The organism is Morganella sp. HMSC11D09 (genome assembly GCF_001807955.1).
In the GTDB taxonomy this organism is placed as follows: Bacteria; Pseudomonadota; Gammaproteobacteria; order Enterobacterales; family Enterobacteriaceae; genus Morganella; species Morganella morganii.
The window spans coordinates 43,815-65,675 of sequence record NZ_KV791712.1 but is presented as its reverse complement, the minus strand read 5'-3'; the positions used below and the strand labels follow the sequence as shown (position 1 = coordinate 65,675).

17 protein-coding genes, 1 tRNA gene and 1 pseudogene are annotated in these 21,861 nt (G+C 50.3%); 7 read left to right on the top strand and 12 right to left on the bottom strand.

Translation table 11 applies throughout. The features are described 5' to 3' along the window. Positions 1–123: 123 nt before the first annotated feature. A complete protein-coding gene (locus HMPREF3119_RS17625) occupies positions 124–1,323 on the bottom strand; it encodes an MFS transporter (RefSeq protein WP_032098214.1) in 1,200 nt (399 codons plus the stop codon). A 178-nt stretch (positions 1,324–1,501) separates the two neighbouring features. Here HMPREF3119_RS17625 and HMPREF3119_RS17620 point away from each other — a divergent pair, with 178 nt between their 5' ends. Continuing rightward, a complete protein-coding gene (locus HMPREF3119_RS17620) occupies positions 1,502–2,089 on the top strand; it encodes a TetR/AcrR family transcriptional regulator (protein WP_004241409.1) in 588 nt (195 codons plus the stop codon). Between the two features lie 53 nt (positions 2,090–2,142). On the opposite strand, the gene ridA is transcribed toward HMPREF3119_RS17620, so the two are convergent. From ridA to argF, 4 genes are all read right to left on the bottom strand, one after another. Next, positions 2,143–2,529 (bottom strand): 2-iminobutanoate/2-iminopropanoate deaminase, encoded by a 387-nt coding sequence (gene ridA / locus HMPREF3119_RS17615; RefSeq protein WP_004234600.1) that lies wholly within the window; start codon positions 2,527–2,529, stop codon positions 2,143–2,145. Positions 2,530–2,624: 95 nt separating this feature from the next. Next, the gene (gene pyrI / locus HMPREF3119_RS17610) at positions 2,625–3,089 is read right to left on the bottom strand and encodes an aspartate carbamoyltransferase regulatory subunit (RefSeq protein WP_004234606.1); all 465 of its coding nucleotides are present in this window, start codon (positions 3,087–3,089) and stop codon (positions 2,625–2,627) included. Between the two features lie 10 nt (positions 3,090–3,099). Further along, a complete protein-coding gene (pyrB, locus tag HMPREF3119_RS17605) occupies positions 3,100–4,035 on the bottom strand; it encodes an aspartate carbamoyltransferase (RefSeq protein WP_004234607.1) in 936 nt (311 codons plus the stop codon). Between the two features lie 267 nt (positions 4,036–4,302). Beyond that, positions 4,303–5,316 (bottom strand): ornithine carbamoyltransferase, encoded by a 1,014-nt coding sequence (gene argF, locus HMPREF3119_RS17600; RefSeq protein ID WP_062772200.1) that lies wholly within the window; start codon positions 5,314–5,316, stop codon positions 4,303–4,305. 140 nt (positions 5,317–5,456) lie between these two features. On the opposite strand from argF, the gene rraB reads away from it, so the two are divergent. After that, positions 5,457–5,870: a ribonuclease E inhibitor RraB gene (gene rraB / locus HMPREF3119_RS17595; protein ID WP_004234609.1), complete on the top strand. Its 414-nt coding sequence runs from the start codon at positions 5,457–5,459 to the stop codon at positions 5,868–5,870. A 61-nt stretch (positions 5,871–5,931) separates the two neighbouring features. Here the strand turns inward: rraB and HMPREF3119_RS17590 are convergent, their stop codons facing one another. The 4 genes from HMPREF3119_RS17590 to pepA all read right to left on the bottom strand — a co-directional run bounded on the left by HMPREF3119_RS17590 (position 5,932) and on the right by pepA (position 11,604). Then, positions 5,932–6,441, bottom strand: a complete 510-nt coding sequence (locus tag HMPREF3119_RS17590; protein ID WP_032098185.1) for a GNAT family N-acetyltransferase — start codon at positions 6,439–6,441, stop codon at positions 5,932–5,934. Positions 6,442–6,632: 191 nt separating this feature from the next. Then, the gene (locus HMPREF3119_RS17585; protein ID WP_151908749.1) at positions 6,633–9,488 is read right to left on the bottom strand and encodes a valine--tRNA ligase; all 2,856 of its coding nucleotides are present in this window, start codon (positions 9,486–9,488) and stop codon (positions 6,633–6,635) included. 58 nt (positions 9,489–9,546) lie between these two features. Next, entirely contained in the window at positions 9,547–9,996 is a 450-nt protein-coding gene (locus HMPREF3119_RS17580) for a DNA polymerase III subunit chi (RefSeq protein WP_004234612.1), read from the bottom strand. Between the two features lie 96 nt (positions 9,997–10,092). Next, the gene (gene pepA, locus HMPREF3119_RS17575; protein WP_004234614.1) at positions 10,093–11,604 is read right to left on the bottom strand and encodes a leucyl aminopeptidase; all 1,512 of its coding nucleotides are present in this window, start codon (positions 11,602–11,604) and stop codon (positions 10,093–10,095) included. A gap of 283 nt (positions 11,605–11,887) precedes the next feature. Here pepA and lptF point away from each other — a divergent pair, with 283 nt between their 5' ends. Together lptF and lptG are read left to right on the top strand one after the other, a co-directional pair. Continuing rightward, a complete protein-coding gene (gene lptF, locus HMPREF3119_RS17570; protein WP_070580456.1) occupies positions 11,888–12,991 on the top strand; it encodes an LPS export ABC transporter permease LptF in 1,104 nt (367 codons plus the stop codon). Further along, on the top strand, positions 12,991–14,073 hold the full coding sequence (gene lptG / locus HMPREF3119_RS17565; protein WP_004234617.1) for an LPS export ABC transporter permease LptG: 1,083 nt from the start codon (positions 12,991–12,993) through the stop codon (positions 14,071–14,073). Before lptF ends, lptG begins: the two co-directional genes overlap by 1 nt. Positions 14,074–14,131: 58 nt before the next feature. Here lptG and rtcR read toward each other — a convergent pair whose 3' ends face one another. Further along, entirely contained in the window at positions 14,132–15,718 is a 1,587-nt protein-coding gene (gene rtcR, locus HMPREF3119_RS17560) for an RNA repair transcriptional activator RtcR (RefSeq protein ID WP_070580454.1), read from the bottom strand. A 195-nt stretch (positions 15,719–15,913) separates the two neighbouring features. On the opposite strand from rtcR, the gene HMPREF3119_RS17555 reads away from it, so the two are divergent. Then, a complete protein-coding gene (locus tag HMPREF3119_RS17555) occupies positions 15,914–17,140 on the top strand; it encodes an RtcB family protein (protein ID WP_036413148.1) in 1,227 nt (408 codons plus the stop codon). Between the two features lie 60 nt (positions 17,141–17,200). On the opposite strand, the gene ampH is transcribed toward HMPREF3119_RS17555, so the two are convergent. Then, complete coding sequence (gene ampH, locus HMPREF3119_RS17550) at positions 17,201–18,424, bottom strand: D-alanyl-D-alanine-carboxypeptidase/endopeptidase AmpH (protein WP_024474288.1); 1,224 nt, start codon at positions 18,422–18,424, stop codon at positions 17,201–17,203. A gap of 396 nt (positions 18,425–18,820) precedes the next feature. Between ampH and HMPREF3119_RS17545 the strand changes: the two genes are divergently transcribed. After that, a tRNA-Leu gene (locus HMPREF3119_RS17545) sits at positions 18,821–18,902 on the top strand. A gap of 384 nt (positions 18,903–19,286) precedes the next feature. On the opposite strand, the pseudogene HMPREF3119_RS20030 reads toward HMPREF3119_RS17545, so the two are convergent. After that, positions 19,287–19,796: pseudogene (locus HMPREF3119_RS20030) on the bottom strand (IS3 family transposase); the annotation flags it as partial. A 691-nt stretch (positions 19,797–20,487) separates the two neighbouring features. Here HMPREF3119_RS20030 and HMPREF3119_RS17540 point away from each other — a divergent pair. Continuing rightward, complete coding sequence (locus HMPREF3119_RS17540; RefSeq protein WP_070580452.1) at positions 20,488–21,822, top strand: DNA cytosine methyltransferase; 1,335 nt, start codon at positions 20,488–20,490, stop codon at positions 21,820–21,822. Positions 21,823–21,861: the final 39 nt, after the last annotated feature.

The following is a 21,861-nucleotide window of genomic DNA, read 5'->3' as shown; positions in this document are numbered from 1 at the left end:
AATAAGGCGATTGAAATTGATTTAAGTCAAAGAATTCTGGCGACATCAGGCAAACCGCACACTCCGGTTAAGTGTAAAAATGTGCGGTTTGATTGCTGAAAATTATATTAAAAGTTATTTCTGTCACTTATCAGCGCTGTTTTTATCATCTTTGAAGACGAAAACATAACCGATGCAGGCGGTGAGCAGTACGCAGATCCCCGCAGCGATAGCCAGCAGGAACCCGGCATCGATGCCGTAAGTATCAATGATCATACCGACTCCGGCAGAGCCGAGTGCCACACCGACCGCCAGCCCGGTGATGAGCCAGGTAAAGCCTTCTGTCAGCATATTAGGTGGTGCTTCACGCTCGACAAAGCCGATAGCAAGGATCATGGTCGGCGAGAAGAAGAAACCGGCGACAAACATGGTCAGCCCCAGCCCGGTCAGGTTGGTGACCAGCAGCAGCGGCAGAGTGGTCAGCAGTGTGGCGGCGGCGGTAAAGACGAACTGTTTTGTGTAGCTGAACGGCAGCCGGACAGCACCGAAGATAAACCCGGCGATACAGGAACCGGCGGCATACACGGACAGAACGTAGCTGGCACCCTCCGGATATCCCTGTGCATTGGCGAAAGCGACAGCCAGCACATCCACTGTTCCGACAATCACCCCGAGCGCAAGCAGAACCACCATCAGCAGCTGAATCGCAGGCAGGCGCAGCACGGTGCCTTTTGCCAGCCCGTCGCGTTTATGCACCGGCGGTTCAGTCCGTTTCTGACAGACCACCAGCGCGGTACCGATTATCAGAAAAATAATTGCCGCCAGCGGACCGGCCTGCGGGAACAGGGCGATACAGAGCGTGACTGACAGCGGCGGCCCGATAATAAAGCTGATTTCATCCAGCACCGACTCAAAGGAGTAAGCGGTCTGTAAACGCGGGTCACCTTTATAGATATGTGTCCAGCGGGAGCGGATCATGGCAGGCATGCTCGGGATCGCCCCGACAAAAACAGCAGACAGCCAGATTGCCCAGTCAGGAGCATCATAAACCGTACATAACAGCAGGGCGGCAGTCGCGGGAACACTGATCACCAGCGTTTTCGGCAGGATCCGGCTCTGTCCGTAGCGATCCACCAGCCGGGCGATCAGCGGGGCGCAGAATGCCGCTGAAAAGGTATAAACAGCCGCAGTTACCCCGGCCATAAAGAAAGAATCACGCAATTGGGCAATCATAGTAATGATCCCAATCCCCATCATGGAGACGGTCATCCGCGCGATAAATCCCGCCCCTGAAAAGGCTTTGGTGCCGGGATGCTGAAAGATGACGCGATAAGAGCTGAACATAACAACCTCACAGATATCCGTTATATTACAGGCGGATATAATTTTTAACTGCCGGAGATAGCCGGCTGTAATGCAATTAACATACATTGCGTATGTGAATCTATTGACATACGCGATGTATGTCAATAAAAAAGTGCTATAATCCCCGGCTGAAAGAGCTGACCGCAGGAGTAATGAAATGAGCCACAAGCCACGTGCAGAGATGATAGAAGAAACGCGGACCAAGCTTATCCGTGCTGCACGCCAGCAGTTTGGTAAGGCCGGGTACGCCGCGACGGTGATGGATGATCTGACGGCTCAGGCGGGCCTCACCCGGGGGGCGCTGTATCATCACTTTGGTGATAAAAAAGGGCTGTTTCTGGCGGTGCTGCAGGATCTGGATCGTGAACTCGATGTGCGCCTGGATACCGCAGAAAAAGATGAAGCTGATGAGTGGTCCGCTTTTAAATTCCGCTGTCAGGGCTATCTGGCAATGAGTCTGGAGCCGGAAGTTCAGCGGATTATGTTCCGTGATGCGGCCTCGGTACTGGATTTTTCCATTCTCAAATCCCACGAACTGGCCTGTGTGCAGGGGATCACCCGGCGTCTGACACACCTGATGGAAACCGGATGGATAAAACAGGTGGCACCGGATGTGCTGGCACTGTTTATTAATGGCGGGCTGTATGAATGTGCGATGTGGATTGTGCACAGTGATGATCCGCAGGCCACTTATGAAAAGGTCAGAGTCTCTTTTGATCAGCTTCTGGAAAATTTACGGGTATAAAAAAACCCCGCACCTGGCAGGGTTTTCATTATCGTTCTCAGAAAGCGCAGTGATTATTTACGGACTGCGATTGCTTCGATTTCTAATTTAACGTCTTTTGGCAGACGCGCAACTTCAACGCAAGAACGTGCAGGGTATACTGCTTTGTGCTCATCAAAGAAAGCAGCGTATTCTGCGTTCACAGTAGCAAAGTCGTTCAGATCTTTAACGAAAACAGTTGTTTTCACGATATCCGTAACTTTCAGACCAGCCTGTTCGATGATAGCTTTGATGTTGTTCAGTGACTGGCGTGCCTGAGCTTTAACATCGTCAGCAACTGCACCTGTTTTCGGATCAACAGGGATCTGGCCTGAAGTCATTACCATGTTACCCAGGTCGACTGCCTGTACATACGGGCCGATTGCTGCTGGTGCGTTTTCTGTTGCGATTACTTTAGTCATTACGGACTCCTGTAGGATGATTATTGCTGTTAAGCTTTTAAAAACGCCATCATTATAATCGTCTGATTTTCCCGGACAACTGACCTGGATCTATCTTATTGGTTATTAATGATTGCGTGGTGATCAAATTCTTTCTCACAGTACTTACAGATTAACACAATTTCCTGTGCAATGGACTTAACAGTAAAGCTGCTTTCCACCGGCTCATTGTGACTGATGCAGTTGCCGTTCGGGCAGACAATCACCCCTTCAATGCGTTCCGGCAGGTTAATCGGCAGTTTTTTAACCACCTGATAATCTTCGATAATATTAATTGTGGCTTTAGGGGCATAAAAACCGAGCTGGTTGGCCTGCTCCGGTGTCAGGAAGGTATCTTCCAGTTTAATCAAATCTTTACGGCCCATATTGTTGGAAGGCAGGTTCAGCCCGATAGTAATACGGCTGTCCGTCTCAGTCAGGCGGAAAAAGGAGAGCAGTTTAAATCCCACATTTGCCGGGATATGGTCGATAACGGTGCCGCATTTGATGGCTTCAACCAGTAATTTATGATCCTGAGTCATGATGTGCTCCTTAAGCCGGGAAAGTTTCGTTTAACACCAGAGATAACAGTGCCTGACGGGCAAAGATCCCGTTACCGGCCTGCTGGAAGTAGTACGCGTAAGGCGTTTTATCCACATCCGGGGTTATCTCATCGATGCGCGGCAGCGGGTGCAGCACTTTCAGGTTCGTCTTCACATTGGCCAGATCAGCCGCACGCAGCACAAACTGGGCTTTGACATTGGCGTATTCCGACGGGTCAAGGCGCTCTTTCTGCACGCGGGTCATATACAGCACATCCAGCTGCGGAAGTACCTCATCAATAGAATGATGTTCGCTGTACGCCACACCGTTTTCATCCAGCATATGCAGGATGTGATTCGGCATTGCCAGTGCCTGCGGAGCAATAAAATGCAGGTGGTTGCCGCTGAATTTTGACAGTGCCTGTGACAGCGAATGCACAGTGCGTCCGTATTTCAGGTCACCGACCATGGCGATATGCAGGTTTTCCAGGCGGCCCTGGGTTTCCTGAATGGTAAACAGGTCAAGCAGGGTCTGTGTCGGATGCTGGTTCGCACCGTCACCGGCGTTGATCACCGGTACCTTACCGGAAAACTCAGACACCAGCCGCGCGGCCCCTTCCTGCGGGTGGCGCATCACGATGGCATCCGCGTACTGGCTGATTACGCTCATAGTGTCCGCCAGGGTTTCGCCTTTTTTGCCCAGCGAGGTGTTGCTGCTGTCTGAAAAACCGACAACAGACGCGCCCAGGCGCTGAATGGCGGTTTCAAAAGAGAGCCGCGTGCGGGTTGAGGCCTCGAAGAAGCAGCTGGCGATCACCTTTTGCTTCAGTAATTCAGGCTGAGGGCGTTGTTTCAGCGCCGCGGCAGTGTTTAATACCAGTTCCAGCTCATCACGACTGAGATCGTTAATCGAGATGATATCGCGCAGGTATAACGGATTTGCCATTGGGGTCTCCTCATGTGTTCGGCCAGGCAAAAAAAAACCCCTCAAATGAGGGGTTCTGAAATAAATACGGGGGAATGGCAGACATTGCCGCGCTGCGGCTGTCCGTGATATGTCACATTGTCCGGCACCGGCGTTACGGTGCTGATAATCACAATGACCATTGTTTCCTCCCGACAAAATTGCGGGGCATTATACGTAACCTGCAACCGGACGCAAGCGTTTGGTATCACTTTTTTGAGTGAAATTTATGCAACGCTGCCGGTGAGTCTAAAATTGTATGTTTTTTGAAAGAGATGCAACCATCACTGCTTTGATGGAATGCAGCCGGTTTTCTGCCTGGTCAAACACCACACTGTGTTTTGATTCAAATACCTCATTGGTGACCTCAATACCGCTGGTAAAACCGTACTCTTCCGCGAGGGATTGCCCCATGGTGGTTTCCGTATCGTGGAATGCCGGCAGGCAGTGCATAAAGATAACATCCGGATTGCCCGTTTTATCCACCACATCCTGATTCACCTGATACGGTGTCAGCAGTTTGATCCGCTCAGCCCAGACTTCTTTTGCTTCGCCCATGGAGACCCACACATCGGTGTACAGCACATCCGCATCTTTCACGCCTTCTGCCACATCGGCGGTCAAGGTGATTTTACCGCCGGTAAGTTCAGCGGCTTTGCGGCACTGTGCGATAAGGGTTTCTGACGGCTGACACCCGGCCGGCGCTACCAGGCGGACATCCATCCCGGTTACGGCAGCCATTTCAGCGATGGTATTGCCCATGTTATTACGGGCATCGCCTAAATATGCAAATTTCACTTCGGACAGCGGTTTTTTCACATGTTCCTGAATGGTCAGTAAATCCGCAATCAGTTGTGTCGGATGAAACTCATCAGTCAGCCCGTTCCAGACCGGAACACCGGCGTATTTCGCCAGCGCTTCGGCGGATTTCTGGGAATAGCCGCGAAACTGAATGCCGTCATACATCCGGCCCAGTACCCTGGCGGTATCTTTGATCGACTCTTTATGGCCTATCTGGCTGCCGGATGAGCCCAGGTATGTCACCTGTGCGCCCTGATCGTAAGCACCCACTTCAAAGGCACAGCGGGTCCGGGTGGAGTCTTTTTCAAAAATCAGCGCAATATTTTTGCCTTTTATCAGCGGCTTTTCCGAGCCGGTTTTTTTGGCATGTTTCAGATAAGCAGAAAGATTGAGCAGTTCTTCGATGTCGGCAGGTTTATAGTCAAGCAACCGCAAAAATGACTGTTGATAAAATGGGTTCATATCCGTATCTCCAATGAATTTATATTCAACATAAATCAATAAAAATTCAATTGCAACACCGGCGGGAAATTCTTTTTTATTATGGGTGGCTCAATTGGCGCGGCTGTGGGAGAATGCGCGGGTATCACTTATCAGAGGACATGGCCATGTCAGAATTAGATGCGTTTTTAGAAGAACAGCGCGAAGAAACCCGTGCGATTATTGCAGAACTGCTGGAAGACGGCAGCGATCCTGATGCGCAATACACCATTGAACACCATTTTTCGAGTGAGAATTACGACAAGCTGGAAAAAGCGGCAGTTGAAGCTTTCAAACTGGGTTATGAAGTGACAGATGCCGAGGAGCTGGAAGTGGAAGGTGGCCAGGTGGTGTTATGTTGCGATATCATCAGTGAATGCGGGCTGACGGCGGAACATATCGATGCTCAGGTAGAGCAGCTGGCGCGTCTGGCAGAAAAAATGGATGTGGATTACGACGGCTGGGGCACCTATTTCGAAGACCCGGATGCCGAAGATGAAGATGATGACGATGCTGATGAGGCGCCGTTACACTAATCATCTGCCATGACTGAAAAACCTGCCGCGGCAGGTTTTTTTGTGTCTGTATGTCAGGGGATCAGGCAGTAAAGACTTTCAGCATCCGGACTTCACAGTCGCTGTGGCCGGTGTCACCCATCGGGGCATCAAGGAAGATAAACCCGAGTTTTTCATACAGCTTAATGGCGGCCTGCAGGTCAGCGGTGGTTTCCAGGTAGCACTGGCTGTAACCTTCCGCTTCGGCAAATTCCAGTGCCTGGAGGGCGATTTTTTTCGCCAGACCTTTGCCGCGCAGGCGGGAGGAGATATACATTTTCTGTAATTCAGCGGTTTTCCCGTCACCACCGGCAAGGCCGGAAACGCCGCCACCGCCGAGGATTTCCCCATCCATCTCAATGACCCAGTATGCGGCACGCGGCTGGCTGTAAACCTCATATAATGAATCAAGAATCGGGTCAGCGACCGCAAAGCCTTTGTCTGCGGTCAGGCCGTGTTCGGCAGAGACCTCACGGATAACCTGTGCGATGCCGGGGTTATCTTCCGGACGGATCAGACGGAGGGTGTAGTTTTCTGTTGTGCTGCTTGTCATGGATATCATTATCTCATTATTTTTATTGTGAAAAGTAAAGCCGGGGGAATAAACCTGAGGGGCGATTACTGTGGATATCGTATGAAACGATAAATAAGATAATAAATAATTATCACGCAAAGTAAATACGCAGAATGGGGGATAAAAAAAAACCAGCCCGGAGGCTGGTTTTGCTACTCATTCCGTCAGGATCACAGTGCTGCGATCGTGGCTTTCTGAGCAATCAGTTTTTCTTTCGCTTCACGGTTTGCCGCAAGACGCTCGCGCTCTTTGGCTACAACAGCTTCCGGCGCACGGCTGACAAAGCCGTCATTCGCCAGTTTGCCTTCGATAGCCGCGATCTCTTTCTCCGTTTTTTCCAGCTCTTTATCCAGACGCGCCAGTTCGTCGTCTTTATTGATAAGATCAGCCATCGGGATCAGGATTTCTGCGCCTTCCACCAGCTTGGTCACGCAAACCGGTGCAGTTTCGCCTTCAGCCATCACACGGACGGATTCCAGACGCGCCATCGCTTTCAGGAAGTTGCTGTTTTCCGCAACACGGCGCTGTGCATCAGCACTTGCCCCGCGCAGCATCACTTCCAGCGGCTTGCTTGGTGCGATATTCATTTCAGCACGAATATTACGTACCGCAACGATTGTCTCTTTGATCCACTCCAGGTCACGCAGTGCCTGCTCGTCGTTCAGAGAGGCATCATATTCCGGGAACGGCTGCAGCATGATGGTATCGCCTTCCGCGCCGGTGACGACTTTCACGCGCTGCCAGATAGTTTCCGTGATAAACGGAATAATCGGGTGTGCGAGACGCAGCAGGGATTCCAGTACGGTGATCAGGGTATGACGCGCTGCACGTTTCTGTGCATCGGTACCTTTATGAACGGCCGGTTTGGACAGCTCAAGATACCAGTCACAGAACTGGTTCCAGGTGAATTCATACAGAATATTAGACGCAATATCAAAGCGGTAGGTATCCAGCGCTTCGCGGTATGCTTTCACGGTATTGTTGTATTCCGCGAGTATCCAGCGGTCGGCCAGAGAGAATTCCATCTCACCGCCGTTCTGACCGCAGTCTTTCTCTTCGGTATTCATCAGCACGAAACGGCTGGCGTTCCACAGCTTGTTACAGAAGTTGCGGTAACCGGACAGACGTTTCATATCCCAGTTGATGTCACGGCCGGTAGAGGCCAGCGCCGCCAGGGTAAAGCGCAGGGCATCGGTACCGTGGGCTTCAATCCCTTCCGGGAACTGTTTTTCAGTCCGTTTGGCGATTTTTTCCGCCATCTGCGGCTGCATCATGTTACCGGTGCGTTTTTCCAGCAGTTCAGGCAGAGAGATACCGTCGATCATATCCAGCGGGTCAATGACGTTCCCTTTGGATTTCGACATCTTCTGACCTTCCTCATCACGGATCAGACCCGTCATGTAGATGGTTTTGAACGGGATCTGCGATTTACCGTTTTCATCTTTGATGAAATGCATGGTCATCATGATCATGCGGGCGATCCAGAAGAAAATGATGTCGAAGCCGCTGACCAGCACGCTGGTCGGGTGGAATGCTTTCAGTTCCGGGGTGTTTTCCGGCCAGCCCAGGGTGGAGAATGTCCACAGACCGGAGGAGAACCAGGTATCCAGCACGTCTTCATCCTGGCGCAGTTCAACCATCGCCGGGATATTGTTTTCACGGCGGACTTCGTCTTCGTCGCGGCCGACATACACGTTACCCTGATTGTCATACCAGGCCGGGATACGGTGACCCCACCACAGCTGACGGGAGATACACCAGTCCTGAATATCACGCATCCAGGAGAAGTACATGTTTTCGTACTGCTTCGGTACGAACTGAATATCGCCGTCTTCCACCGCTTTGATGGCTTCTTTTGCCAGCGGGGCAGTGCGCACATACCACTGGTCGGTCAGCATCGGTTCGATAACCACGCCGCCGCGATCGCCGTAAGGTACGGTCAGGTCGTGCGGTTTGATCTCTTCCAGCAGGCCGAGCTCTTCGAACTCTTTGACGATCGCTTTACGGGCAGCGAAACGCTCCATGCCACGGTATGCGGCCGGGATTTCACTGCTGCAGGCGTCAGTCACTTCGCCGTTGGTATCAAACACTTCGGCTTCGGTACGGATGTTGCCGTCGAAGTCCATGATGTTAATCATGGTCAGCTGGTGGCGTTTACCGACTTCATAGTCATTGAAGTCATGTGCCGGGGTGATTTTCACACAACCGGTGCCTTTTTCCATATCAGCGTGTTCATCACCGAGGATCGGAATGCGGCGGTTGACGATCGGCAGAATGATTTCTTTGCCGATCAGATCTTTGTAACGCGGATCTTCCGGGTTAACGGCCACGCCGGTATCACCGAGCATGGTTTCCGGACGCGTGGTGGCGACCACCAGGTAATCTTTACCGTCTGCGGTTTTCGCGCCGTCCGCCAGCGGATAACGGATATGCCACATGAAACCTTTGACATCACGGTTTTCCACTTCCAGGTCAGAAATTGCGGTGTGCAGTTTCGGATCCCAGTTCACCAGACGTTTACCACGGTAAATCAGGTTATCTTTATACAGGCGGACAAACGCCTCTTTTACCGCAGCTGACAGGCCGTCGTCCATGGTGAAGCGCTCGCGCTCCCAGTCCACGGAGTTACCCAGACGGCGCATCTGGTTGGAGATATTACCGCCGGATTCCGCTTTCCATTCCCAGATTTTATCGATAAAGCCTTCGCGGCCGTAATCGTGGCGGGTTTTGCCTTCTTCTGCGGCGATTTTGCGCTCAACAACCATCTGTGTCGCGATACCGGCGTGGTCAGTCCCTGACTGCCACAGGGTATTTTTGCCCTGCATGCGCTGGTAGCGGATCATGGTATCCATAATGGTCTGCTGGAAAGCATGGCCCATATGCAGGTTACCGGTGACGTTCGGCGGCGGGATCACGATACAGAAGCTTTCTTTGTCTGTTCTGCCGTTCGGTTTGAAATAGCCGCTTTTTTCCCAGTGGGTATAAAGAGGACCTTCGATTTCCGTTGGATTATAGGTTTTATCCAGGGACGGCTCGCAGGCCTGTTGGTTGTCGGTTGTCTTTTCCATTTTTAATCTTTGTTTATCAGTAAGCTGGCGGCGTGGCCATGGTCATCGTAAAGCCGACGCTGCGATAGATTTTATATCGCTCGCGCGCCAACTGTTTTAAGTGTTCATCGATAGGCACAAAGTCTATCACTTCACGGAAGGTTGTCGCAAAATCTGTGAACTGCGGCAGCAGGGCTATCAGCAAATCACGCGGGGAATTTCCGCGTTTCTGCGGCCAGCACAGTTCAACCGGTGCGCCGTAACGCGGGCCTTCTCCGGCCAGATTATGCGGAACAAAGGCATCGGGCTCCCGCGCCCAGAGGGCTTCGTCCAGTTTCTCCGCCTGCTGTTGTGACTCACAGGCGATAAGCACCCGTTTCCCGCTGCGCCAGGCTTCACCCGCCAGATGACAGGTCAGCCACTCGTGGGCCTCAAGGTCATCAAAAGGGGATGGCTGTTCCATCAGGTAGAAGGTGGCGTTTTTCATAATATCTCTGATAGCAGAAAAGGGGATTGCTCAGGATAGCACAATCCCCCGTTACCTTTATGCTTTTTCCGGGCCGCAAAGGCCCGGCAATTCCGGTCAGTCGTCGGTGCTGATACCCGCACGATTTAACAGGAATTGTGACAGCAGTGCAACCGGACGACCTGTCGCACCTTTGTTTTTTCCGGAGCGCCATGCGGTTCCGGCGATATCCAGATGCGCCCAGTTATAGCGGGTGGCAAAACGGGACAGGAAGCAGCCCGCTGTGATAGCGCCGCCGAGACGGCCGCCGGTGTTTGCCAGATCCGCAAAATTGGACTCGATCTGCTCGTAGAACTCTTCTGCCAGCGGCAGACGCCATGCACGGTCACCCGCCTGTTCAGAGGCATTCAGTAACTCGTGCGCCAGCGGATTGTGGTTTGCCATCAGGCCGCTGAAGTGGTTACCGAGTGCGACCATGCAGGCACCGGTCAGTGTGGCGATATCAATCACCGTTTCCGGATCAAAACGCTCGGCGTAGGTCAGTGTGTCACACAGTACCAGGCGGCCTTCCGCATCGGTATTGAGCACCTCAACTGTCTGGCCGGACATGGTGGTGAGGATATCCCCCGGACGATAGGCATTGCCGCCCGGCATGTTTTCACAGCCTGCGAGAATCCCGATCACATTGAGCGGTAAACCCAGCTCCGCCACCACGCGCATCACGCCGTAGACGGTTGCCGCGCCGCACATGTCGTATTTCATCTCATCCATGCTGTCAGCCGGTTTGATGGAAATACCGCCGGAGTCAAAGGTCAGGCCTTTGCCGACTAACACGATCGGACGTGCTTCCGGATCCGGATTACCTTTATATTCAATCACCGACATCAGGGATTCATTACGTGATCCCTGGCCGACGGCCAGATACGCCAGCATGCCCAGCTCTTTCATCTGCTCTTCGCCGATGACACGGGTACTGAGCACCGGAGAGTTGCTGTCTGCCAGCTGACGCGCCTGAGATGCCAGATAAGCGGCATTACAGATATTCGGCGGCATATTGGCCAGATCTTTCGCGGCTTTGATACCGGCGGCAATCGCCAGACCGTGGCTGATCGCTTTCTCACCGGTCGGCAGTTCGCGGCGGGTCGGTACATTGAAGACCAGCTTGCGCAGCGGACGGCGTAATTCGGTTTTGTTACTTTTCAGCTGATCAAAGACATAGAGAGATTCTTTGGCTGTTTCAACCGCCTGCCGGACTTTCCAGTAGTTATTGCGGCCTTTGACATGTAACTCGGTCAGAAAACAGACGGCTTCCATTGACCCGGTTTCATTCAGGGTATTGATGGTCGTCCGGATAATCTGTTTGTACTGGCGTTCATCCAGTTCACGTTCTTTCCCGCAGCCGATTAACAGGATACGCTCGGACAGGACATTCGGGACATGGTGCAGAAGCAGTGACTGCCCGACCTTGCCCTCCAGCTCGCCGCGGCGCAGCAGAGCACTGATGTAGCCGTCGCTGATTTTATCGAGCTGCTCCACCACAGGAGACAGACGACGCGGTTCGAAAACCCCGACCACAATACAAGCACTGCGCTGCTTTTCCGGGCTGCCGCTTTTTACACTAAACTCCATGCGTTCTCCTGAATCTTAAAGACAAAGACAACTGCTGCCGCTAAAATGTAGCGTTCGCACTAATCTGCACCATCGATTATAAACAGTTTATGATAAGCTGTGTGCGCACTTTATGAGTCCTGAATCTCATGAAAATTCCGTTTCTTTCCTGACAGGAAGGAAAAAGCGTAGTCTGATACCGGAATCATCCTCAGGCCGGCAAAATAATGCACACAAATAGTCAACACAGAACGAAGTTAGCTATTTTCATGCAAAAACACAAGTTTTCACAGGCGTATTAAGCGTGATCATTATTAGATATCTGGTAAGAGAAACATTAAAAGCACAGATTGCGATTCTGTTTATCCTGTTGCTTATCTTCTTTTGTCAAAAACTGGTTGAAGTCCTGGGTGCCGCCGTTGAAGGCAGCATCCCGGCCGGACTCGTCGTGTCACTGCTGGGGCTGGGTATCCCGGAGATGGCGCAGCTCATTCTGCCGCTGAGTCTCTTCCTCGGGTTGCTGATGACCTACAGCAAGCTCTATACCGAAAGCGAAATCACCGTGATGCATGCCTGTGGTCTGGGTAATAATGTGCTGGTGAAAGCCGCTATGATCCTGGCATTCTTTACCGCCATCGTGGCGGCTGTCAATGTAGTCTGGCTGATACCGTGGTCATCCCAGTATCAGGAAAAGGTCCTGGAGGAAGTCAGAGCTAACCCTGGTGTGACCGCGATGGTCGGCGGGCAGTTTAAAGTCTCTGATGACGGCAGTATGGTGCTCTATCTCGGGGATGTTGACGGTAATAAGTTCACTAATGTCTTTATTGCCCAGCTCTGGGCGAGAAACGAACAGCGTCCGTCCATTGTGGTGGCGGACGGCGGTCATATGACCGAAAAAGAGAACGGTAATCAGGTGGTGGTGCTGGATAAAGGCACCCGTTATGAGGGAACCGCGTATCTGCGTGATTTCCGGATCACGGATTTTACCGATTATCAGGCAATTGTTGATCACCGTGATGCAAAAACCGGTGACAGTAACTACCAGCAGATGACGCTGTCTGAACTGTGGAAAGAGACAGATAAAGGTGCCCGCGCGGAATTCCACTGGCGTCTGACTCTGATTTTCTCCGTGGTGGTGATGGCGCTGATGGTAGTACCGCTCTCCGAGGTAAACCCGCGTCAGGGGCGCGTACTGAGTATGCTGCCGGCGATGCTGCTGTATCTGATTTTCTTCCTGCTGCAAAGCTCGCTGCGTTCAAGCGGCGAGAAGGGCAAGCTGGATCCGATGGTCTGGCCGTGGGTGGTTAATCTCAGTTATCTGGCTCTCGCGGTGGTACTGAATCTGTGGAATACCACAGCCGTCCGCCGTCTGCGCTTTGGCTCTGCCCGTGTTCAGGGGGTTGCCTGATGTTTAAAGTACTTGTTCTTGACCGCTACATCGGGCGGACGATTCTGCAATCCATCATGATGACCCTGTTTATGCTGGTGTCATTATCCGGGATTATCAAATTTGTCGATCAGCTGCGCAGAGTCGGCCAGGGGGAATACTCCACCTGGGATGCCGGGCTGTATACCATCATGAGTATCCCGAAGGATATTCAGATTTTCTTCCCGATGGCAGCACTGCTCGGGGCACTGATGGGACTGGGCGCACTGGCGACCCGCAGTGAGCTGGTGGTGATGCAGGCTTCCGGTTACAGCCGCCTCCAGGTGGCGGGTTCGGTGATGAAAACCGCTATCCCGCTGGTGATCCTGACCATGATTGTCGGTGAATGGCTCGCGCCGTCCGGTGAGCAGTGGGCACGTAACTACCGTGCACAGAAAACAAGCGGCGCGTCTCTGCTGGCAACCAACCGCGGGATGTGGGCCAAAGACGGCAGTGACTTTATCTATATCCAGCGCGTTGACAGCGAAACCCAGCTTAAGGGCATCACGCTGTACCGGATGAACGACGACCACAAACTGAAATCTATCCTCAGTGCGGCGGCGGCGGACTACAATTCGGATTCCGATACCTGGACACTGAGTCAGGTACAGGAATCCATTCTGCAGGATACTTATGTGATTGCCGGTGAGCAGAAACTGTCCATGACCTGGCAGACGCAGATGACTCCGGAAAAACTGAGTGTGGCCGCACTGGACCCGGAAGCATTGTCGATAAGCGGCCTGTATCAGTATGTTGATTATTTACAGCAGAGCGGACAGGACGCGGGACGTTATCAGCTGAACCTGTGGAAAAAGGTGTTCGCACCGCTTTCTGTGGCGGTCATGATGCTGATGGCGCTGTCGTTTATCTTCGGGCCGCTGCGTTCGGTAGCGATGGGCGTGCGGGTTGTGACGGGGATTGCCTGCGGATTCGTGTTCTACGTTTCCAATGAGATTTTCGGCTCTCTCAGCCTGACCTATAAGTTCCCGCCGCTACTGGGTGCACTGCTGCCGAGCCTGCTGTTCCTGGCGATCAGTTTATATATGCTGATCAAACGTAAGTAAGCCGTTACGGATACCGGTATCCGGAGCCGGTCAGTGCATACTGACCGGCTCTGTCATTTCAGCGGCCGGTAATCTGTTCCCAACTGAGATTAAAACGGGCCAGATACTTCCGCAGCCGGTCAGCATCATTGGGTTGTTTCTTCTGCTGACGGGAAACGGCAAACAGTGTGCGTCCGGCATCAGAAAGTGTCTGTGAACGGCGGCAGACGGCAATTACGGTTTCCAGCTGCTGACGATCAAATAAATCAATTTCACCCACCCCGGCAGGCAATGCCACCGATGTTTCTGTACCGTGCCACTGGCTTTTCAGCCGTTCAGTTTCCTCCTGCACGAGTGCGGTGGTGATCCGCCCGTTCTCCGCAAAGGTTGCCATCCGCGTGACAGAGGTACTCAGTTCACGGAAGTTACCGCGCCACAAAGCCTGTGGTGAGCAGGCAAAGGCGAGATAGTGCTGTCTGGCGTCAGTATCAAAGCGGACACGGGTCTGCTGGTCGCGGCTGTATTTCGCCAGCTCATAATCCACGTTCGGCTCAATATCTTCGCGGCGCTGCGCCAGCCCGGGCAGGGCAAAGGTCCACATATTGATACGGGCGTATAAATCCTCACGGAACAGACCTTCGCTGACCCGCTGTGCCAGATTGCGGTGTGTACCGGCGATCAGGGAAAAATCACTCTCTGTTTCATGATCCGAGCCGTAAGGGAAAAATCGTTTTTCCTCAATGGCTTTCAGCAGCATTGCCTGTTCGTCGGCGCCCAGCTCGGCAATCTCATCCAGAAACAGGATCCCGCCGTCCGCCTCTTTCAGCAGTCCGCCGCGCGCCTGAATTGCTCCGGTGAATGCCCCTTTCTCATGGCCGAACAGGGCGGACATGGCATTATCGCTGCGCAGTGTGGCGCAGTTCACCTCCACAAAACGCCCTTTTACCTGATGGCGGCTGCGGCGCAGTTCATAAATCCGCCGTGCCAGGAATGATTTTCCGGCACCTGTCGGCCCGGTCAGCAGAACAGGGGCGGCGGAGCGCAGAGCAACACGCTCGATTTTATCGATCATGGTATTAAACTCGGCATTGCGCGTGGCAATACCGGACTTCAGAAACGCGACCTGTGCCTGCTGCTCTTTCTGAAAGCGTCCGGTGATCTGTGTATAGCGGCTGAGATCGAGGTCAATAATGGTATACACCCCGGCAGGATCTTTATCCCGTGCGTCATGGCGCGGTGCAGTCTGGATAAGGCGCGCGGGCAGATAGCTGGCTTCGGTCAGCAGGAACCAGCAAATCTGTACCACATGGGTGCCGGTAGTGATATGCACCAGATACTCTTCATTTTCAGTATCAAACGGGTAGTGAGTGGCAAAGTCCAGCAATGCGGTATATACCTGCTCAAAATCCCACGGGTCGGCAATATCCACCTCGCGCAGCATCACTTCAGTCTGCGGGGAGGCCTGCTCTATATCCTCTTTTACCCAGCCTGCGGTCTGCATATCACCCGGCTGATAAACCAGCTCAAAGCGGTCAATATGCAGATCCGGCTGCTGACACAGCCCGATACTCGGCCGCCATTTATGCCAGCGGTTGGCTTTCTTGCCGCGCCGGTCAAGTACCGTGCCGAGAACACCAATCACAACGTTTTTCTTTGTGGATGACATGGTTTATCTTTCCGGATAAAAGGCGATATTAAAAGATAAAGTCAGCATACGGGATTTCAGGGCGGGATGTTATCCCAAAAATAGAGTCAATAAATTATTCGTTAAATATCATAAAGATAAATAAATATTTTCTGATTAAACAAAACTGGCACACTTATCGCAATACTACCGGTACCAAACGAAAGGAATGTAAAAATGATAAATCGTGATTTTAATGAACTGATTCAGGAAAACAGTGCGCCGGTAAAATTGTGGACAAACGGTGTGCCGGTGGATCCGAAAGCGGTGCTGCAATTGCAGAATACGGCAAAAATGCCTTTTATTTTTAAACACCTGGCGGTAATGCCGGATGTGCATGTCGGTAAGGGATCGACTATCGGCAGTGTTATTCCGACCAAAGGCGCGATTATCCCGGCCGCTGTCGGGGTGGATATCGGCTGCGGAATGATCGCGGTGAAAACCTCACTGACCGCGTCCGACCTGCCGGATAGCCTGCAAAATATCCGCTTTGCCATTGAGGCCGCGGTACCGCACGGACGAACTACTGAACGTCACGGACGGGATAAGGGAACCTGGAAAAATGTCCCGGATATTGTTGATAACCACTGGATGCAGCTGGATGAGCAGTTCCGCCGTATCTGCGATAAATACCCGAAACTGCGTAATACCAACAACTACAAACATCTGGGAACGCTGGGAACCGGGAACCACTTTATCGAACTGTGCCTGGATGAGACAGATTTTGTCTGGGTGATGCTGCACAGCGGGTCACGCGGGGTAGGTAATGCCATCGGCAACCTGTTTATCTCGCTGGCACAAAAAGATATGCAGACGCACATTGCCAATCTGCCGGATCGCGATCTGGCATATTTCGAAGAAGGAAGCGTGCATTTTAATGATTATATGGAAGCGGTCGGCTGGGCACAGGATTTTGCCCGTCATAACCGTGAAGTGATGATGCACCGCGTGCTGGAAGCGTTGTCCCGCGAAATCACCAAACCGTTCACCACACAACAGGAAGCCGTAAACTGCCACCATAACTATGTGCAGAAAGAACAGCATTTTGGTGAGGAAGTGCTGGTAACACGAAAAGGGGCGGTATCGGCACAAAAAGGGCAGATGGGGATCATCCCGGGCTCTATGGGCGCGAAAAGCTACATTGTGCGCGGACGCGGAAACGAAGAAAGCTTCTGCTCATGCAGCCATGGTGCAGGTCGTGTGATGAGCCGTACCGAAGCGAAAAAACGCTTCTCAGTGGCAGACCAGCAGCGCGCTACTGCTCATGTGGAGTGCCGTAAAGACAGCGATGTGATCGACGAGATCCCGATGGCGTACAAAGATATCGATGCGGTGATGACAGCACAGTCATCACTGGTGGAAATTGTGCATACACTGCGTCAGGTGGTGTGTGTGAAGGGGTAAGGAAACAGTCACTGAATATACAGAATATGCCCGCGCCTGATGCGGGCATACTCTTATGTATCACAGGTAATTACGGGTATGCAGATCTGCCAGGGAGCGGACCAGGTCATTGACACCATTTGGTAACGGACTGAATTTACTACCGTCTTTGCGGGTCATCACCACGAATACACCGATATTTTTCTCCGGTATCATCGCCATATAGGTATTAAATCCGCCGCCGCCGCCGGTTTTCTGATAAATCGCCGGAATATCCCCGACCGGCGCCAGATACACCCAGCCGAGACCCAGACCGTCAGCCTCACCGGCAACATCCATCCCTTTGATCTCATTCAGATGACCACGTTTAAAATAGATGGTCTGCTCTTTGGTGGCTGTCGCTTTGCGCTGTGTATTGCCGGAAGAGAGGAAGCGCTGCATCCACTTCTGCATATCCGCCGGGGTGGAATACACCCCGCCGCTGCCGATAGCCGCCAGCGTGCTGTAACAATCACTCGGTTTAAACCCGACCATCAGCCGCTTACACTGCGCGGCAGACGGATTATAGGTCGTATCTTTCATACCCGCCGGTTGTGTCACATAGTGGCGGAACAACTCGGTATACGGACGATTTCCGGCTTTTTCCAGGGCATCTGCCAGTAAATCATAGGCCAGGTTGGAATACGCAGCTTCCGTTCCCGGCTGAGCCGTCAGTTTGGCGGTTTTCAGCCAGGTCCAGCGCTGATCGCGGCTCGGCCAGGTAAACACCGGACGACCCCATTTCCCGCCGGGCTGCTCACGCGGCAGGATACTGGTATGACTCGCCAGGTGGAACAGGCGGATCGGCTTGCCGTTATAGGACGGCACGGAGGACTGTTTATAACTGTATTTCTGCAGCGGATCATTGAGATTGACCAGGCCGTCATCCGCCATCTTCACCATCACCTCGCTGGTCATCAGCTTACTGACGGACGCAATGCGGATCAGCGAATCCGTCCGTGGCTTAATACCATTTCCGGGACGGGTCTCGCCGTAGCTGCGGTGAAAAACTTCATTATTATCAATCACCACCATAAACATACCGCGGGCATCGGTTTCGGAGAAAATCTTCTCACCGATCTCATCGACCAGCTGTGGTGCCAGCTTCAGTGCTTCCGGATTGCTTTCAACGATAGACCAGTCAAGCGGCGGACGTTCGGCAGACGCTGTACTGTGTTTCTCCGGCTGCGAAGAACAGGCGGACAGCGCAATAGCCAGCAGCGATAACGGCATCAGGCGTACAATATGACGGTGTAATTTACTCATGATAATTCAACAGCCTTCCATGCAGACACAGGGATATGACACTGTAAGTCAGTTATTTTTTGAAGATACGTAACAGGATACCAATGACGATACCAATAAAAATACCTGTCGCAACCCATCCGGCAAAGCCCATACCCACCTCACATTTATCGGGAACCGGAGAGGATTATATAAGCAATTGTATTGATGTCTATTCATCTGGGGCACAATCGCGGCAAATAAAAAAATATTATTATTCAGTGCGGAAATAAAGCGGGATTCTCCCGCCACCGCACAAATCCCGTATCCTGCTGAAACGCCGTCTTTTTAACCACTCAGCAAACCGCCTCTGTGATAGTTGTTGCACCACAGAGTGCCGCAAGTATAATAACGACGTTTTCCAGAACACACTTCTGTGCCGGAGTGGCGGAATTGGTAGACGCAGTTGATTCAAAATCAACCGCCCACGGGCGTGCCGGTTCGATTCCGGCCTTCGGCATTCTTAAGTGAAATCAAGCTACCGTAAGGTGGCTTTTTTTGTGCCTGAAATTCACTATCCGGCTGTTTTTCTCTGCATTTTTCGTTTGTAACTTACTGTAAAATAACATTTTAATTTTTTATTACGGGTTCATGTAACGCATTCCTGTTACGCCGTCGCCGTCCGGGCGCTACCGGGGCAAAAAAAGTCAATTTTGTGGTCAATTCGCTTCGATTTACATTTTGACCCGGAAAAAGAGGTCAGTTTCAGGGCTGAAAAGGGCGCACATTAATAGATTCACTATCAATAAATAATGAAAATACGTTCATGAAATAGATAGCGTTATCTATATATCTTGATTTATTCCCTTTCTTCAGTACCGGTATTTTTATCAGCTTAGGTAATTTTTTTTACCCACCGTTTCAGATTTAAGTCCAACCGGCAATATACTCGGTAAACCCGTTTACGATTAAAGGAGTACTTTTTCTGTCGTATCCGGTGAAAATATTTCCAGAATTCGACTCGTGGTGATAATTCCAGTTCGGCATAAATCGCTTCAATAACCAGAGTATCTTTAATTTTACAGTTAGTGTTTGTCCAGTAAAAAGAGGTTCTGGGCAATCAAACTAACCGGCAGGCTGCTATAACCGATAAACCCGTCTGAACTCATTCCTTAGCGCAGGTCTTTTTTAGGTCATTACCAGCGCTTTTTTGCAAAAAGCTCCTTTACAGCATGATTTTTTAGGCTGACTTCCGCAAACAGTTTTTTAAGTCTGGAATTCTTATTATTAAGCTCTTCAAGTCTTTTAATATCAATGGATTGAGTTACTACGCATTTCGATTTCAGGCTGTAATATGTGGCGTTTCTGACCCCGTTATGACGGGATCAGTCAGCTTTAAAATACTTACAATCAGTGATTCGGTAAAACGTGCTTTTCATCGTGACCTCCGCTGTTTTCAGGGTAGAAAATCTAATTATAGTTGTTCCATTTTAGGTGAAGTGGACAGACATAAATGAGCAATGAATAAACCGTTTATGTTCATATTTTTTGAATATTAGGGTGAACGGTGGTATCGGACTGGGTGAAAAATCAAGTGTTATAGTATATGATGAAAATAGGTAAGAATTTACTTTACTGAGTAAATAATGGAGTTCATTGCGTAGTCATTATGCGAGATAGAAAATGGCTGGTGCAAATCAGTTGAAGTTATTAATAAAAAATTATATTAACAAAAATAGTAGAAAGTTTTTGACAACCGTTTTACAGATTACGGTGCATGAGGCCAAAATCGGGTATGCTAACGTTACCGATAAGTTGTGGACACTTGCAGAAACAGTTAAATCAACTAGTTTCGATACTGAGAGTGATAACTTCCCTCGAATCTTATCCTCTAGTACAGCAATAACTAGCCATTCATCAACTATAGTGAAAATGGGCTAGCTATTATACAATTCAAAGTATTAGTTATTTTACTGGTAAAATTATTTACAATTTCTTTGATGTTTAGGGCAAAGCATATCAGATATTGTAAATATGTGTTTATATACAGTTGTTGATGTGTTTGAATAAACATCACCTGATTTATGTTTGTAGAGAGTGCTTGAATGGAAAATAAAAAAACTTTTACTTTCATTGACTTATTTGCTGGTCTGGGAGGCTTTCATTTGGCGCTGAAACGATTAGGTGGGATTTGCCGTTTTGCAGTCGAGTGGAAAGAGCCTCTCCAGAACTTATACGAGGATAATTTTGGTATTCGACCTCTTGGTGACATAACTAAAATACCACTTGATATAATCCCTGATCATGATGTCTTAACTGCTGGATTTCCATGCCAACCTTTTTCAAAGGCTGGTGAACAATTAGGGTTCGAGTGTACAAAGCAAGGGGGATTATTTTTCAACGTAGTCGAAATTTTAAAGCATAAGAGACCTAAATTTTTCATTCTTGAAAATGTCCCTAACTTATTAAAACATGATGATGGGAAAACGTGGATAAAGATACAACAATTGCTTGGTAAAGATGGACTTGGCTATAATATCGATGCGGCAAAACTGTCTCCGCATCGTTTTGGTATTCCTCAAATTCGTGAACGAATATATATAGTTGGATCACTGTTGCCGCTTGATGATTTTAAATGGCCCGAAGCCCTGAATACTGAAACCTCTATAGATAGTATTTTGGACGATAATCCGATTGATGCGAAATCACTTTCTCCTCAAGTTATCGATTGTTTAAATGCTTGGAGTAAGTTTTTAGAACTTTGTCCTCCTAATATTGAAATTCCTTCCTTCCCATTGTGGTCGATGGAGTGGGGGGCAACCTATCCTTTTGAAAACGAAACTCCTTATGCGAGAAAAATGCGATTAGGAATTAATGGGTTAAAAGGATTCCGGGCGAGCCATGGTTGTAAAATTGGCCTTCGAAGAAGTATGGATGATCGTTGGATGACATTGCCAAGCCATGCTCGAACAGAAGAATTTGAATTTCCAAAGTGGAAAAAGAATTTTATTAGGCAAAATAGAAAGTTTTATAATGATAATAAAAGCTGGATAGATGAATGGTTACCCGATATTTTAAGGTTCCCATCAAGCCTTCAGAAACTTGAATGGAATGTTCATGGTGAAGAGAGGGACATTTGGAGCTATGTTCTACAGTTTAGAGCCTCTGGTGTAAGAGTTAAGAGAAGAACTACAGCTCCAAGTTTAATTGCCATGACTGATACTCAAGTCCCAATTATTGCTTGGCAAAAGCGTTACATGACACCTCGTGAGTGTGCTAAGCTCCAGTGTCTTGATGAATTAAATAAGCTCCCTGAAAGTCCAACCCAAGCCTTCCAGGCTTTAGGTAATGCAGTCAACTCGAAAGTTGTCGAATGGGTAGCCAACGCGTTATTAAGTTCCCCGCTCGATGAGAGTGATAACAATAATTTAATTTTTTAGAAGATAAATGTATTTCCTATAATTAAAAGTGCTTAAGGA

Coding starts and splice junctions, on each gene's coding strand:
- HMPREF3119_RS17625 (WP_032098214.1), bottom strand. CDS start 1,323: ATGTTCAGCTCTTATCGCGTCATCTTTCAGCATCCCGGCACCAAAGCC.
- HMPREF3119_RS17620 (WP_004241409.1), top strand. CDS start 1,502: ATGAGCCACAAGCCACGTGCAGAGATGATAGAAGAAACGCGGACCAAG.
- ridA (WP_004234600.1), bottom strand. CDS start 2,529: ATGACTAAAGTAATCGCAACAGAAAACGCACCAGCAGCAATCGGCCCG.
- pyrI (WP_004234606.1), bottom strand. CDS start 3,089: ATGACTCAGGATCATAAATTACTGGTTGAAGCCATCAAATGCGGCACC.
- pyrB (WP_004234607.1), bottom strand. CDS start 4,035: ATGGCAAATCCGTTATACCTGCGCGATATCATCTCGATTAACGATCTC.
- argF (WP_062772200.1), bottom strand. CDS start 5,316: ATGAACCCATTTTATCAACAGTCATTTTTGCGGTTGCTTGACTATAAA.
- rraB (WP_004234609.1), top strand. CDS start 5,457: ATGGCCATGTCAGAATTAGATGCGTTTTTAGAAGAACAGCGCGAAGAA.
- HMPREF3119_RS17590 (WP_032098185.1), bottom strand. CDS start 6,441: ATGACAAGCAGCACAACAGAAAACTACACCCTCCGTCTGATCCGTCCG.
- HMPREF3119_RS17580 (WP_004234612.1), bottom strand. CDS start 9,996: ATGAAAAACGCCACCTTCTACCTGATGGAACAGCCATCCCCTTTTGAT.
- pepA (WP_004234614.1), bottom strand. CDS start 11,604: ATGGAGTTTAGTGTAAAAAGCGGCAGCCCGGAAAAGCAGCGCAGTGCT.
- lptG (WP_004234617.1), top strand. CDS start 12,991: ATGTTTAAAGTACTTGTTCTTGACCGCTACATCGGGCGGACGATTCTG.
- rtcR (WP_070580454.1), bottom strand. CDS start 15,718: ATGTCATCCACAAAGAAAAACGTTGTGATTGGTGTTCTCGGCACGGTA.
- HMPREF3119_RS17555 (WP_036413148.1), top strand. CDS start 15,914: ATGATAAATCGTGATTTTAATGAACTGATTCAGGAAAACAGTGCGCCG.
- ampH (WP_024474288.1), bottom strand. CDS start 18,424: ATGAGTAAATTACACCGTCATATTGTACGCCTGATGCCGTTATCGCTG.
- HMPREF3119_RS17540 (WP_070580452.1), top strand. CDS start 20,488: ATGGAAAATAAAAAAACTTTTACTTTCATTGACTTATTTGCTGGTCTG.